This is a genomic window from Streptomyces sp. NPDC001508 (assembly GCF_040298665.1).
In the GTDB taxonomy this organism is placed as follows: domain Bacteria; phylum Actinomycetota; class Actinomycetes; order Streptomycetales; family Streptomycetaceae; genus Streptomyces.
Map to the genome: position 1 here is coordinate 1 of NZ_JBEPAP010000053.1, position 13,154 is coordinate 13,154.

12 protein-coding genes, 1 tRNA gene and 2 pseudogenes are annotated in these 13,154 nt (G+C 73.7%); 7 read left to right on the top strand and 8 right to left on the bottom strand.

Annotated features, from left to right (window positions below; translation table 11 throughout):
• Positions 1-69: 69 nt before the first annotated feature.
• Positions 70-633 carry a Dps family protein gene (locus ABT245_RS33930; protein WP_351741274.1) on the bottom strand — a complete coding sequence of 188 codons (564 nt, stop codon included), beginning with the start codon at positions 631-633 and terminating at the stop codon, positions 70-72.
• Positions 634-869: 236 nt separating this feature from the next.
• Between ABT245_RS33930 and ligD the strand changes: the two genes are divergently transcribed.
• A complete protein-coding gene (gene ligD, locus ABT245_RS33935) occupies positions 870-1,796 on the top strand; it encodes a non-homologous end-joining DNA ligase (protein ID WP_351741277.1) in 927 nt (308 codons plus the stop codon).
• A 48-nt stretch (positions 1,797-1,844) separates the two neighbouring features.
• Positions 1,845-2,141 (top strand): hypothetical protein, encoded by a 297-nt coding sequence (locus ABT245_RS33940; protein WP_351741279.1) that lies wholly within the window; start codon positions 1,845-1,847, stop codon positions 2,139-2,141.
• Between the two features lie 73 nt (positions 2,142-2,214).
• On the opposite strand, the gene ABT245_RS33945 is transcribed toward ABT245_RS33940, so the two are convergent.
• The 4 genes from ABT245_RS33945 to ABT245_RS33960 form a co-directional block, all read right to left on the bottom strand.
• Positions 2,215-2,550, bottom strand: a complete 336-nt coding sequence (locus ABT245_RS33945) for a DUF6343 family protein (protein WP_351741282.1) — start codon at positions 2,548-2,550, stop codon at positions 2,215-2,217.
• A 33-nt stretch (positions 2,551-2,583) separates the two neighbouring features.
• A complete protein-coding gene (locus ABT245_RS33950) occupies positions 2,584-3,009 on the bottom strand; it encodes a CBS domain-containing protein (RefSeq protein WP_351741285.1) in 426 nt (141 codons plus the stop codon).
• Between the two features lie 546 nt (positions 3,010-3,555).
• Complete coding sequence (locus tag ABT245_RS33955; protein ID WP_351741288.1) at positions 3,556-3,870, bottom strand: DUF6480 family protein; 315 nt, start codon at positions 3,868-3,870, stop codon at positions 3,556-3,558.
• A 43-nt stretch (positions 3,871-3,913) separates the two neighbouring features.
• Positions 3,914-4,585 carry an HhH-GDP family DNA glycosylase gene (locus ABT245_RS33960; RefSeq protein WP_351741291.1) on the bottom strand — a complete coding sequence of 224 codons (672 nt, stop codon included), beginning with the start codon at positions 4,583-4,585 and terminating at the stop codon, positions 3,914-3,916.
• A 184-nt stretch (positions 4,586-4,769) separates the two neighbouring features.
• Here ABT245_RS33960 and ABT245_RS33965 point away from each other — a divergent pair, with 184 nt between their 5' ends.
• The 3 genes and pseudogenes from ABT245_RS33965 to ABT245_RS33975 all read left to right on the top strand — a co-directional run.
• Positions 4,770-5,297 carry a DUF5709 domain-containing protein gene (locus tag ABT245_RS33965; RefSeq protein WP_351741294.1) on the top strand — a complete coding sequence of 176 codons (528 nt, stop codon included), beginning with the start codon at positions 4,770-4,772 and terminating at the stop codon, positions 5,295-5,297.
• A gap of 130 nt (positions 5,298-5,427) precedes the next feature.
• Positions 5,428-6,804 (top strand): L-seryl-tRNA(Sec) selenium transferase, encoded by a 1,377-nt coding sequence (gene selA, locus ABT245_RS33970; protein ID WP_502982248.1) that lies wholly within the window; start codon positions 5,428-5,430, stop codon positions 6,802-6,804.
• Positions 6,805-6,809: 5 nt separating this feature from the next.
• Positions 6,810-7,286: pseudogene (locus ABT245_RS33975) on the top strand (GTP-binding protein); the annotation flags it as partial.
• Between the two features lie 48 nt (positions 7,287-7,334).
• On the opposite strand, the gene ABT245_RS33980 reads toward ABT245_RS33975, so the two are convergent.
• Positions 7,335-8,117: a hypothetical protein gene (locus ABT245_RS33980; RefSeq protein WP_351741297.1), complete on the bottom strand. Its 783-nt coding sequence runs from the start codon at positions 8,115-8,117 to the stop codon at positions 7,335-7,337.
• A gap of 315 nt (positions 8,118-8,432) precedes the next feature.
• On the opposite strand from ABT245_RS33980, the pseudogene ABT245_RS33985 reads away from it, so the two are divergent.
• A pseudogene (locus ABT245_RS33985) lies at positions 8,433-8,558 on the top strand (SelB domain-containing protein); the annotation flags it as partial.
• A gap of 34 nt (positions 8,559-8,592) precedes the next feature.
• On the opposite strand, the gene ABT245_RS33990 reads toward ABT245_RS33985, so the two are convergent.
• Positions 8,593-8,686 (bottom strand) — tRNA-Sec (locus ABT245_RS33990).
• 35 nt (positions 8,687-8,721) lie between these two features.
• On the opposite strand from ABT245_RS33990, the gene selD reads away from it, so the two are divergent.
• Positions 8,722-9,747, top strand: a complete 1,026-nt coding sequence (gene selD / locus ABT245_RS33995; protein WP_351741300.1) for a selenide, water dikinase SelD — start codon at positions 8,722-8,724, stop codon at positions 9,745-9,747.
• A gap of 143 nt (positions 9,748-9,890) precedes the next feature.
• Here the strand turns inward: selD and fdh are convergent, their stop codons facing one another.
• Positions 9,891-13,151, bottom strand: coding sequence for a formate dehydrogenase (gene fdh / locus ABT245_RS34000; protein WP_351741302.1), 3,261 nt, complete (start codon positions 13,149-13,151; stop codon positions 9,891-9,893).
• Positions 13,152-13,154 lie beyond the last annotated feature (3 nt).

Below are 13,154 nucleotides of genomic sequence, written 5' to 3' on the forward strand. Positions count from 1 at the left end.
GGCCGCGGGGCGCGCACGTCGGGTGACCGGCGGACCGCGGCCGGATGACCGACCGCGGGGCGCGCCGGCTCAGCTCAGCTCGGCCCCCTTCGAGGCGGCCTCCGCCTCCGTCTTCGCCCGGCCGGTGGCCAGCGTGCCGCCCGCGCTCTCCAGATGGGCCCGCACGAACCACTGGAACTGCTCCAGATCCCGCAGCTGCTCGATCAGCAGGTCCTCCGTGGCGACGTCGACCTGACCGGCCTCCTTGATCGCGGCGCGCACGGCTTCGATCACTCCCGTGTACACGAGGTCGAGCGCGCCGAGATGGGCGATGGCGTCGGCCCGGCCGATGGAGTAGTCGTCCCAGGTGCGCGCCGAGACCAGGGCCCCTGGCGTGCCCTGGGCGACGCCGCCGAGCGCGGCGATCCGCTCGGCCACGTCGTCGGCCATCTGCCGCACCCGGTCGACCTGCGGGTCGAGCATCTCGTGGACCGCGATGAAGTGGGGTCCGACGACGTTCCAGTGCACGTGCTTGAGCGTCAGATGCAGATCGTTGAGCGTGTGCAGCCGGAGCCGGAGCAGACCGATCAGCCGGCCGGCCGCCTCGCGTCCGATGCCGGGGACCGTGTACTTCGGGGTCGTTTCCTGCGTCATGGTTCACCTCGGTTCTCGACGGTGGCGTACAGGTACCGCACCGGCTCTGCTGCCCCGGTTCGGCCGTGTCAGACCCGTGGACCCCGGGCTCGCCCCGATGCCCGGCGGGCCGGCATGCCGCCGCGCGCAGTGGGCACTCGACGGCGCAAGGAGGCGGGCCGGATGCCGTTCTCCGCTTCGCCGACGGAGTCGGCGGTGGTGTGCGAGCGGCCCGCAGAGAAGGCGAGGAGAAGCCGATGAGCGCCAGGACGAAGGACGAGATCCGGGTGGGCGATCGGCGGGTGACGGTGACCCGTCCCGACAAGGAACTCTTTCCCGACGACGGGATCACCAAGGCCGAGCTGATCGACTACTACCGGACCGTGGCCCGCCCGATGCTCACCCATCTGCGGGACCGGCCCCTGGTGATGGAACGCTACCCGGACGGATACGAGGGCAAGTCCTTCTACCACAAGGACGTCCCCGACTACTTCCCCGAGTGGATCCGCACCGTCCGGGTGCCCAAGGAGGGCGGCAGCCTCACCATGGCCGTCTGCGACGACACCGCCACCTTGGCCTACCTCGCCAACCAGGCGTGCATCACACCGCACCCGTGGCTGAGCACGGCGGACCGCCTGGACTGCCCGGACCGGCTGGTCTTCGATCTCGATCCCCCGGAGGACGGCGAGGACGGCTTCGCGGCGGTGCGCTGGAGCGCCCGCACGGTGGGGGACCTGCTCACCGAACTCGGGCTGCGTCCGGCGCTGATGACCACCGGATCGCGCGGCATGCATCTGGTCGTCCTGCTCGACGGGCGCACCGACTTCGACACCGCCCGCCGCTTCGCCCGGCGCGTCGCCGATGTGCTCGCCGAACGCCACAGCGACCGGTTGACCACGCAGCCACGCAAGGACAAGCGCCGCGGCCGGCTCTACCTGGACACCCAGCGCAACGCCTACGCCCAGACCTCGGTCGCCCCCTACGCCGTACGCGCCCGCCCGCACGCCCCGGTCGCGACCCCGTTGCACTGGGACGAACTCGACGATCCCGAACTCGGCCCGCGGCGGTGGACCCTGCGCACGCTCCCCGAGCGCCTGGACAAGTACGGCGACCCGTGGAAGGGGCTCGGCCGCTGCCGGCGCTCGCTGACCACCGCGGGGCGGCGTCTCGACGGCCTTGTGTAGATCCGCGGTATTGCAGGTACTCGCGTCCTCAGAACGACTCCTGAGGAGATGAATCAGATGGTGTTCCTCGGACTGCTCCTCCTCCTGGCGACGGCCGCGTTCACCGCCCTGGCGATCGTCGGCAATCTGTCGGGCGGTCCGGACTACGCGGTGTCGGTTCTCGGCCAGCACATCGCGACCCTCGGTCCGCTCGGCATCTTCTGCTCCGGTCTGGCCCTGGCCCTGCTGTTCTGCCTGGGCCTCGCCCTCGTGGCCGGCGGTGCCACCCTCCACCGTCGCAGGACGACACGTCTGCACCGTACCGGCGGGCCACGCACCACCACGCCCGGCCCGATGACCGGCTGACGCACCGGCCCGAACCCGGGCGGCCTCACCGACCGGCCCCGTCTTCGTCGTCTTCGTCTTCGGACCGGCGTGGTCAGCGGCCGGTGCCCCGCTCGCGGCGCAGCCGGCGGACCACGACCAGGAGGTCCACGACGGCGAGGAAGGCGATGATCGCGCAGAGGGCGGCGATCGTGATCAGCACGGCGCGGTGCGGGCTGCCCCCGGGGCCCGAGGCGCGCGCCCACAGCGCGAAGAGCGCGGCCGCCGCCACGAACACCGGCAGGAAGATCCCGCTCAGCAGCAGCCGCAGACGCAGCGGGCTCCGCGCGGTGACCGGCTCGCTGCCGGTGCGCGCGGAGTGCCGGCCGATGGTGCCGGACCGCGACCGCGGGGCCGGTGGCTCGGGGTGCCCGGGAGGTTCGGGACTCATGGTCGTCCTCCTCAGCGCTTGCGTCCTCTTCCTTCAGCGGTTCGGCCGGGCCCTGCCGATGTCCGCCAGAGCGGACTCCGGGTCGTCGCCGACGGCCAGGTCGCCCAGGGTGACGATGCCGACCGGGCAGCCGTCGCGTTCCACGACGGGCAGGCGGCGCACGGCGTGCTCGCGCATCAACTCGGCCGCGTGGTCGGTGGTGTCCTCGGGGGTCACGGTGGCCAGCGGCGGCCGGGTGCACAGGGCGCCGACGGTCGTGGCCTGCGGGTCGAGGCCGGCCGCGAGGGCCCGGACCACGATGTCGCGGTCGGTGAGGACACCGAACAGATCGCGGTCGTAGGCCACCAGGACATCCCCGACATCGCGCTCGCGCATCGCCGCGGCGGCCTGTTCCAGCGAGGTCATCGGCTCCACCGTGACCGTGCCGGGGGTCATCACCTTGCGAATCCGCCGTGTCATGTCGAACTCCCGCCTCCCACTTCGGCCGTGTGCCGTCCCCTGCCGCGTAACCGGCACGGGCGGCGCCAAACCGGTGCGCAGGCATACCGGGTCAGGCGGCGGCGCTGGGCCGGAGGGCGGCCGGCCTCGGCCGCCAGCTGCCGGGCCTGCCGGGAGAGCGCGTCGATCAGCGCCCATTGCCCCTGGACCAGTCGGCGCAGCCTCGTGCCGTCCCGTTCCCGGTGCGCCTGGCGCCTGGCCGAGCCGGAGCAGCCGCCGGACCTCGTAGGGCCGCTCGCGCACCAGGAGACTGCCGGCCCAGGCCGGCAGGCTGGGACGCCGCGTCCCGCTGATCGTCCGCGCCAGTCGCCGGTCACCCGCTGCGCGGGCGTGCGCGGCGCGTGCGTCGCGGACCCCGGTGACCTCCGTCGGCCCAAGCCCGTGCAGCTCGTCGGCGACAGCGTTCGCATCCACCGGCGTCCCCTCTGCGGGCTTCCGGGCCCAGAGGCTCCAAGGCGTCGGGCTGCGGGCTGTGGGGTTCCAGGTTCCAGGGCGGCGTGCGACGCGTCAGGTGGTGGCCAGCACGACCGCCATGGCCACCAGGCCGATGGCGACGAGGAGGACGACGATCCAGATGACGGTGAGCGGCGCGAGCGACCATCCCCGGCTCAGTGCCTCGCGTTCCGGCGCGGCGAGCCCGGACACCCCGGACTCGGCGGGAGGCGTCGCGCCTGGGGCCATGGCGGTGTCCTCCGGTACGGCGATGCCCTCCACCGGGTGGGCCGACGACCCGTCGTTCCGGCCGGCCGGCCCTGCCGGTTTCGGCGCGTCCCGGCGGACGCGGTGCGAACTTCCGCCGCGATGCGCGTGCTTGGCGTTCATGACCTCGGCCCTTCGTCTCCTCGGGGAAGACGGCCCGGTCCCGCTACGCCGCCTTCGCCTTGGCGAGGACGTCGTCGGCGAGCGGCTTGTCCAGCGCCGCGTGGACCAGTCCGTCGGTGAAGCGAGCCAGTTCGCGCTTGCTCACCAGGCTCGCCAGGTGCTCGGGCGAGGCGGGCAGCCCCAGCCGCTTGGCGCCGTCCAGCGCCTTTTTGTCGACATAGGGTGCGAACTCCGGCCACACCGTCTGCACGGCACGCAGGAAGATGTCGGCACCCGTGGGCCCCAGGCCGGGAATCTCCTGGAGCGCGTCCCTCGGGTCGTCCCGCTCGCGCAGCTTGCGCAGATCGCCGCCGTACCGCTCCAGCAGCAGGTCCGCGCCGTCGCCCAGCATGGTGGCCGTGCGCTCGTCGTAGCGCCGGTATCCGCCCTCGCCGAGCGCGTCGACACGCTGCTGCCACGACGCCTTCGCCATCGCGCGCGGGGTGCGCAGGCCCGCCTCGAAGAACGCCCGCGCGGCGGCCACCGCGATGTCCGCCTTGATGCGGGCGCTCAGCAGCACGGCGAGAACGAGCGTCTGGTAGAGCGGGCCGGGCGTGTTCCGCAACCTGATGCCCGCCTGGTCGAGGTAGGTGGATCCCTGCCGGTCGAGCAGGGCCCGTACGACCGCCTGCTCCGTGCGGTCGCGGGAGTTCTTCCTGGCCGTCGTGGAACTCATGACACCTCGCAGCATGGACGACGTCGGACCGCGGTCCGTGGCTCGTGCTGACGGGTTTCACGGGTTCGGCAACCGGAAACCCGGGCGCGAGGAGTTCCGGGGGCCGCGCCGCCGGCCGCGGCGCCGCCCGGTGCGCGGGCCGCGGTCACGCGCCGGATGCGGTCCGACTGCGCGAGGAGCATGCATGTCCGACGAACAAGGCGAGTACGAGCAGCACATGGGCGACGAGGTGTACCAGCCGGACCAGTCCGAGGTCCAGGACGACGCCGGGGTACTGGACCCCGAGGACAGCCTGGACGAGCGCGGTGTCAACCCCGCGATCGACGAGGGTTACTCCCCGCCCGAGAAGCCGCTCGCGGCACAGAGCCGCGGTACCACGGCCGCGGAGCAACGCGAGCGGGACTCCTTGGACGAGCGCCTGCGGGCCGAGCGACCCGACGTGGAGCCGCCGCCGGGCGACGGGATCGGGGACCTTCCCGGCGGGAGCGGCGAACGCGTCGACGCGGAGGTCGGCGACCGGCGCGCCGGGCGGTTGACGGCGGCCGGCGAAGCGTCCCGACCGGCCGGGGCGACGGACGACACCGTGGCGGAGGAGACCGGTGTCGCCGGCGGCGCGGCATCCGCCGAGGAGGCCGCCGTGCACGTCGTGGACGAGCCCGCGGAAGCGCCCCCGGCGCCCGGCGAGGACGGGAACGGGCCACCGCCCGCCTGATCCGCGTCGGCGTCGACGCGGGGGCGGCCCGTCGCGGCGTGTCGAGCGCCCGGCCCGGGGCACTGGGAGACGATGGACACCGCGCAGGACATCTCGGACGGGCCGGAGGCGGGCGGAGAGGCAGGACCGGGTGGAGCCGCAGGTCGCATCGCAGAAAGCCGGGAGCGGACGGGCCGCGACGCCCGCGCCCGAAGGCGCGCCCGGCCGCCCGCAGGAGGACGTACGGCGCCAGATCCCCCGCACCGACGCCCTGCTGCGGGAGCCGCGGCTGACCGAAGCGGCCCGCGGTCTGGGGGTGTCCGTCGTCAAGGCCGCGGTCCGCGAGGCACAGGAACGTGCCCGCGCCGGCCGTATCCCGCCGGAACGGATCGCCGACACGGCCGTCGCGCTCCTGCCGCGGACCGCGGGCGGACTGCGCCCGGTGATCAACGCCACCGGGGTCCTGCTGCACACCAACCTCGGCCGGGCGAGCCTGTCGGCGGCGGCACGCCGGGCCGTGGCGGAGGCATCGGGCCCCACCGACGTGGAACTCGATCTGGCCACCGGCGTACGGGCCCGGCGCGGGCGCACGGCGCTGCGGGCCCTGCGCGAGCGGGTGCCGTCCGCCGCGGCGGCGCACGTCGTCAACAACGGCGCCGCCGCCCTGGTCCTGGCCGCCACCGCGCTCGCCGCCGGCAAGGAGATCGTCATCAGCCGCGGCGAGATGGTGGAGATCGGGGACGGTTTCCGCCTCCCGGACCTCCTGAGGTCAACCGGGGCCCGGCTGCACGAGGTCGGCACCACCAACCGCACGACCGCCGCCGACTACGCCGCGGCGATCGGGCCCGGCACGGGGTTCCTGCTGAAGGTGCACCCCTCGAACTTCCGCATCACCGGCTTCACCAGCGGCGCCGGAGTCGGGGAACTGGCCGCGCTGGGCGTCCCGGTGATCGTCGACATCGGCTCCGGGCTGCTGGCACCCCACCCGGTGCTGCCCGACGAGCCGGACGCCGAGACGCAGCTGCGGGCCGGCGCCTCACTGGTGACCGCCAGCGGCGACAAACTGCTCGGCGGACCCCAGTGCGGGCTCCTCCTCGGCGAGGCGGGCCTCGTCCGCACGCTGTCCCGGCATCCGCTGGCCCGCGCCCTGCGCGTGGACAAGCTGACCCTCGCCGCGCTTCAGGCCACGCTCACCGGACCGCCGACCCCGACCGCCGAGGCGCTGACCGCCGACCCGGCCGCCCTGCGCGCCCGCGCCGACCGGCTCGCCCGCGCCCTCGGCGGATACGGCATCGACGTCCGGTCCGTGCAGAGCGCGGCGACGGTCGGCGGCGGCGGCGCGCCCGGGGTGACCCTGCCCAGTGCCGCGCTGTCCCTGCCGGAGCCGTTCGCCGCCGCGCTGCGCACCGGACCCACACCGGTCGTCGGGCGGCTGGAGGCGGGGCGCTGTCTGCTCGATCTGCGCGCGGTGCCGCCCGCGGACGACGACCGGCTGGCCGCGGCGGTCCGGTCGGCCGCGGAAGGGTAGCCGGCATGCGTGTCCTGGCCACCGCCGGCCATGTCGACCACGGCAAGTCCGCCCTGGTACGGGCGCTGACCGGCATGGAACCCGACCGCTTCGAGGAGGAGCGGCGCAGAGGACTGACCCTCGACCTCGGGTTCGTGTGGACGCGGCTCGGCCCCGGCGGGGAGCAGGTGGCCTTCGTGGACGTGCCCGGTCACGAGAGGTTCGTTGCGACCATGCTCGCCGGGGCCGGGCCGGTGCCCGCGGTGCTGTTCGCGGTGGCCGCCGACCAGGGCTGGCAGGCCCAGTCGGAGGAGCACCTGGCGATCCTCGACGCGCTCGGGGTGCGGCACGCGGTCCTCGCCGTGACCCGCAGCGACCTCGCCGACCCCGGCCCGGCCCGGGACGCCGCGCTGGAGCGGATGGCGGCCACCTCGCTGGGCGCCGTACCGTCCGTCGCGGTCAGCTCGGTGACCGGCGCCGGTCTTGACGAACTGCGCGCGGCGCTGGCCCGGTTGGCCGCCGCGCTCCCGGTCCCGCCCGCCGACGCGGACCTACGGCTGTGGCTGGACCGGGCCTTCACGGTGCGCGGGCACGGCACCGTGGTGACCGGCACGCTCGGGGCCGGCACCCTCCGGGTGGGCGACCGGGTGGTGACGGGCGAAGGGAGCGCCACGCTCCGTGTGCGCGGCCTGCAGACGCTGAACGAGGAACGCTCCGCCGTCAGCGGGGTGGCACGGGTCGCGGTCAACGTGCACGGTCCCACGGCCGGAGCACTGCGCCGCGGTCAGGTGCTGCTGGCACCGGAGTGCTGGCTGCTCACGCGTCTCGTCGACGTGCGGGTCGGCGGCGAACCGGTCGACGACCTGCCAAGGCGCGTCACCCTGCACATCGGCACCGCCGCCGTCCCGGTCGCCGTGCGCCCGCTCGGCCCCGACACCGCCCGGCTGACCCTGGACCGCGGTCTGCCGCTGCGCGTCGGCGACCGTGCAGTGCTGCGCGAACCGGGAGGCCGCCGCGTACCGTGCGCGGTGACCGTGCTGGACGTCCGCCCGCCGCCGCTGGCCCGGCGGGGCGCGGGCCGGGCCCGCGCGGAGCAACTGGCCGCCATGACCGGCGTCCCGGACGGGCCGGCCGAACTGCGCCGCCGCGGGCTGATCCGCCGCCCGGAACTGCTCGCCATGGGCGTGCCAACCCCGGCCCCACCGGTCGCCGGGGACTGGCTCGCCGACCCGGCGCACTGGGAGGGGCTGCGAGAACGCCTGGCCGCCGCCGTGGACCGGTATGCGCGACAGCACCCCCTGGAACCGGGCCTGCCCACCCAGGCGGCCCGGCATCTGCTCGGCCTGCCCGACCGGTCACTGGTGGACGCCCTGGCCGACACGCCCGGTGGCCGGCCGCTCACCCGCCGTCAGGGCAGGCTGTACCGCTGCGAAAGCCTCGGGCCGACCCTGCCGCCCGCCGTCCGCGCGGCCGTCGACGCCGTAGGGCGGGAGCTTGCGACGGCACCGTTTCGCGCGCCCGAGGCCGACCGCCTCACCGAACTGGGCCTGACCCGCAAGACGGTGGCCGCCGCGGTCGCCGCGGGCGCGCTGCTGCGGGTCGCCGACGGGATCGTGCTGCTGCCCGGCGCGGACGCGCGGGCCGCCGCCGTGCTCGCCCGGCTGCCCCAGCCGTTCACGCTGAGCGAGGCCCGGCAGGCCCTCGGCACCACACGGCGGGTGGCCGTGCCGCTGCTGGAGTTCCTGGACGCACAGGGGTACACGGAGCGTGTCGACGACCGGCGGCGGCGCTGCCGTACCGGCACCGCAAGCGGAGGCGGACGGGAATCGAACCCGCCTGCCCGAGATCCTCGGGCACCTCGGTTTTGAAGACCGGGAGGGCCACCAGGCACCCACACGCCTCCACCGACCCCCCAGGCTACGCGCGCAGGAGACCGCGATGACCACGACCCGCGAAGCGTCCGTACGACTCACGCAGTACGCCCACGGCGGCGGCTGCGCCTGCAAGATCCCGCCCGGTGAGCTGGAGGACGTCCTCGGCGCCCTGTCGGCACCGCTGCCGGCCTCGGCCGTCGACACGCCGCTCCTGGTCGGCCTCGCCACCGGGGACGACGCCGCCGTCGTCGCGCTGCCCGCCCAGAGCGGCCCCGCCCAGGCCGTGGTGTCCACCGCGGACTTCTTCACGCCGGTCGTCGACGACCCCTACGACTGGGGACGCATCGCCGCGGCCAACGCCCTGTCCGACGTGTACGCGATGGGCGGCCGGCCCGTCGTCGCCGTCAACCTCCTGGCCTGGCCGCGTGACGTGCTGCCGTTCGAGCTGGCCCGCGAGGTGCTGCGCGGCGGGCTGCAGGTCGCCACCGAGGCCGGCTGCCATGTGGGCGGCGGTCACAGTGTCGACGATCCCGAACCCAAGTACGGCATGGCCGTCACCGGGCTGGCCGACCCGGCACGGCTGCTGCGCAACGACGCCGGCCGGCCCGGCATGCCGCTGTCGCTGACCAAACCCCTCGGCCTCGGCGTGCTCAACAACCGGCACAAGGCCACCGGCGAACGGTTCGAGCAGGCCGTCGCCACGATGGCGGCCCTCAACCGGGACGCGTCGGCCGCGGCCCTCGCGGCCGGGGCGGTCTGCGCCACCGACGTCACCGGTTTCGGGCTGCTGGGCCATCTGCACAAGCTGGCCCGGGCCTCACGGGTGACCGCGGTGATCGACACGGCCGCCGTGCCGTATCTCGACGGCGCACACAGGGCCGTACGGGACGGGTACGTCAGCGGCGGCACCCGGCGTAATCTCCAGTGGGTGACGCCCGTCACGGACTTCGGCACGACCGACGAGGACACCCGGCTCCTGCTGGCCGACGCCCAGACCTCCGGGGGGCTGCTGGTCGCCGGCGAGGTGCCCGGGGCGCCGGTGATCGGGGAACTCGTGCCGTGCGGACCGCACTCCCTCGTGCTCCGGTGACCGTGCTGCGGCGGCCGTGCTGCGGTGACCGTGCTCCGGTGGCCGTGCTCCGGTGGCCGTGCTGCGGCGGCCGTGCTCCGGTGGCCGTGCTCCGGTGACCGTGAGGGAGCGCGGCCGCCCTCACATCTGCGTGCCGATTTGGTTCACATCTGGGTGCCGGTCCGGTCGTCGATGCCGGCCCGCGTCCGGTAGGCGCGCACCAGCTCGGCGGCCGCCGGACCCCGGGGGCGCCGTCCGGGCCGGATGTCGACGGCGATCGCCTTGGCCTCCTGGATATGGGTGTTGGGGTCGAGAGACAGATGCAGCAGTTCGTTGGCGGCGTCGCCCGTGCTGTAGCCGTTCGGACCCCAGTGGTAGGGCAGCCCGATCTGATGCAGGGTCCGCCCCTGCACGGTCAGCGGCGGCACCCGGTCGGTGACCAGCACACGGGCCTCGATGACATTGCGGGCGCTGACGATCGTCGCCCAGCCGGTGTGCGCAAGACCGCGCTCCGCGGCGAGTTCCGGCGAGACCTCGCAGAAGAACTCCGGTTGCAGCTCCGCCAGATAGGGCAGCCAGCGGGACATGCCGCCCGCCGTGTGGTGTTCGGTGAGCCGGTAGGTGGTGGCGACGTACGGGAACACCTGCGTGCCCGGTTCGCCGGCGCTCGGCTGGTAGCGGTTGTCGGGCAGCGGCGGCATCAGGTGCCGCACCGGGTTGCGCTGCTGCCCGTACAGCAGGTTCCGGAACGGGGAGTCCTGCGGCTCGTAGTGCACGGGCAGGGGACCGTCGGTGAGGCCCGAGGGGGCGTACAGCCATGCCTTGCCGTCGGCCTGCATGATGAACGGGTCCGTGCCGGACAGGGCGTCGGAGCCGGTCGCGTCCGGTGGCGCCTGGTAGTGCGGGGACCTGTCCTGGGGGAAGTCGGGGACGTCATGGCCCACCCACCGGGCCTTCTCCGCGTCCCACCACACCAGCGCCTTGCGCTCGCTCCACGGCCTGCCGTCCGGGTCGGCCGAGGCCCGGTTGTACAGGATGCGGCGGTTGGCCGGCCAGGCCCACGCCCACTCGCCCGCCACCCAGTTCTGCTCCGCGCCCGGCTTGCGACGGGCCGCCTGGTTGATGCCGTCGGCGTACACCCCGCAGTAGATCCAGCAGCCGCACAGGGTGGAGCCGTCGTCCTTGAGCTGGAGGTAGGAGGACAGCGGACGGCCGTCGGCGTCGCGGCCGTTGATCTCGGCGAGGACGGCCTCCGCGTCCGGTTCGGCGAGCCGGCCCCTGGTGGGGTAGTCCCAGACCAGATCGAGCACCGGTCGGTCCATCGGGTCGGTGGAGCCGGCCAGCTTGCGCCGGATCAGCCGTCCCAGGTGGAAGGTGAACCACAGGTCGCTGCGGGCCTCGCCGGGCGGCTCGACGGCCTGGTGGTGCCACTGCAGCATGCGCTGGGTGTTGGTGAAGCTGCCGTCCTTCTCGGTGTGCGCGGCGGCCGGCAGGAAGAACACCTCGGTACGGATGTCCTCGGTGCGCAGCTCGCCCGTCTCGATCTCCGGGCCGTCCTTCCACCAGGTGGCCGACTCGATCAGCGAGAAGTCCCGGACCACCAGCCAGTCCAGGTTGGCCATGCCCAGGCGCTGCAGCTTGGAGTTGGCGCTGCCGACGGCCGGGTTCTCGCCGTACAGGAAGTAGCCCTTGCAGGTGCCCTCCAGCTGGGTCATGGTCGTCTCGTAGGTGGAGTGGGAGCCGGTCAGACGCGGCAGATAGTCGAAGCAGAAGTCGTTCTCGGCCCTCGCGGCCTCGCCCCAGTACGCCTTGAGCAGGCTCACCAGGTAGGAGCGCATGTCACCCCAGTAGCCCTTGCGTGCCGAGTCCGCCTCGACGAAGGCGTCCAGATCCTGGTTCAGATGTGCGTGCGGCATCGGGATGTAGCCGGGCAGCAGGTCGAACAGGGTGGGGATGTCCGTCGACCCCTGGATGGAGGCGTGCCCGCGCAGCGCGAGGATGCCGCCGCCGGGCCGGCCGATGTTGCCGAGGAGCTGCTGGAGGATGGCGGCGGTGCGGATGTACTGCACGCCCACCGTGTGCTGGGTCCAGCCGACCGCGTAGGCGAAGGCCGTCGTGCGGTCCCGGCCCGAGTTGTCCGTGACCAGGTCGCACACCCGCCGGAACAGGTCCTGCGGCACGCCGCAGATCTGTTCCACCATCCGCGGTGTGTAGCGGGCGTAGTGCCGCTTGAGCACCTGGAACACACAGCGCGGGTGGCTCAGCGTCTCGTCCCGCTCCGGCTCGCCCATGCCGATGGCCGCGCCGCCGGAGCCGTGGGCCTCGCCGCGCGCGGCCTCGGTCACCGACCTGCCGCCCCTGGTGCGCTCCTCGTACCAGCGGTCGCGGTCGCCGGACGCCGCCTGCACCTGTGTGCCTTCGTACTGCCAACTGCTGTTGTCGTAGCGGCGGTTGTCCGGATCCAGGCCGGAGAAGACACCGTCCAGGTCCTCCGTGTCCCGGAAGTCCTCCCGCAGCACCGTGGGCGCGTTGGTGTACGCCACCACGTAGTCACGGAAGTACTTGTCGTTCTGCAGGACGTAGTTGATGATCGCGCCGAGGAAGACGATGTCCGTGCCCGCGCGCAGCGGCACATGCAGATCGGCCAGCGCGCTGGTGCGGGTGAAGCGCGGATCGACGTGGATCACCTTCGCACCGCGGGCCTTGGCCTCCATCACCCACTGGAAGCCGACCGGATGGCACTCGGCCATGTTCGAGCCCTGGATGACGATGCAGTCCGCGTTCTGCAGGTCCTGCTGGAAGGTGGTCGCACCGCCGCGTCCGAACGAGGTTCCCAGACTGGGAACCGTGGAGGAGTGTCAAATGCGGGCCTGGTTCTCGATCTGGATGGCGCCGAGCGCGGTGAACAACTTCTTGATCAGGTAGTTCTCTTCGTTGTCGAGCGTGGCGCCACCCAGGCTCGCGAAGCCGAGCGTGCGCCGTGTGCGGGTCTGTTCGACCTCCCACTGCCAGCCCGCCCGCCGTGCCGCGATCACCCGGTCGGCGATCATGTCCATCGCCCGGTCGAGATCGAGCCGTTCCCATGCGGTGCCGTAGGCAGGGCGGTACAGCACGTGGTGCTCGCGGGCGTCACCGGTGGTCAACTGGAGGCTCGCCGAACCCTTGGGGCACAGCCGGCCGCGGGAGACGGGGGAGTCGGGGTCGCCCTCGATCTGAGTGACCCGCCCGCCCTCGACATAGACGTTCTGCCCGCAGCCCACCGCGCAGTACGGGCACACCGACTTCACCACCCGCTCCGCGCTCGCGGTGCGGGGCGCGAGCCGCGCACCGCCCGCGCTCTTGGCCGCGGCTCCGCGGCCCAGCGGGTCGGTGCCCTTGAGCTGGCGGTAGACCGGCCATGAGTCGATCCAGGTGCGCACACCCATGAG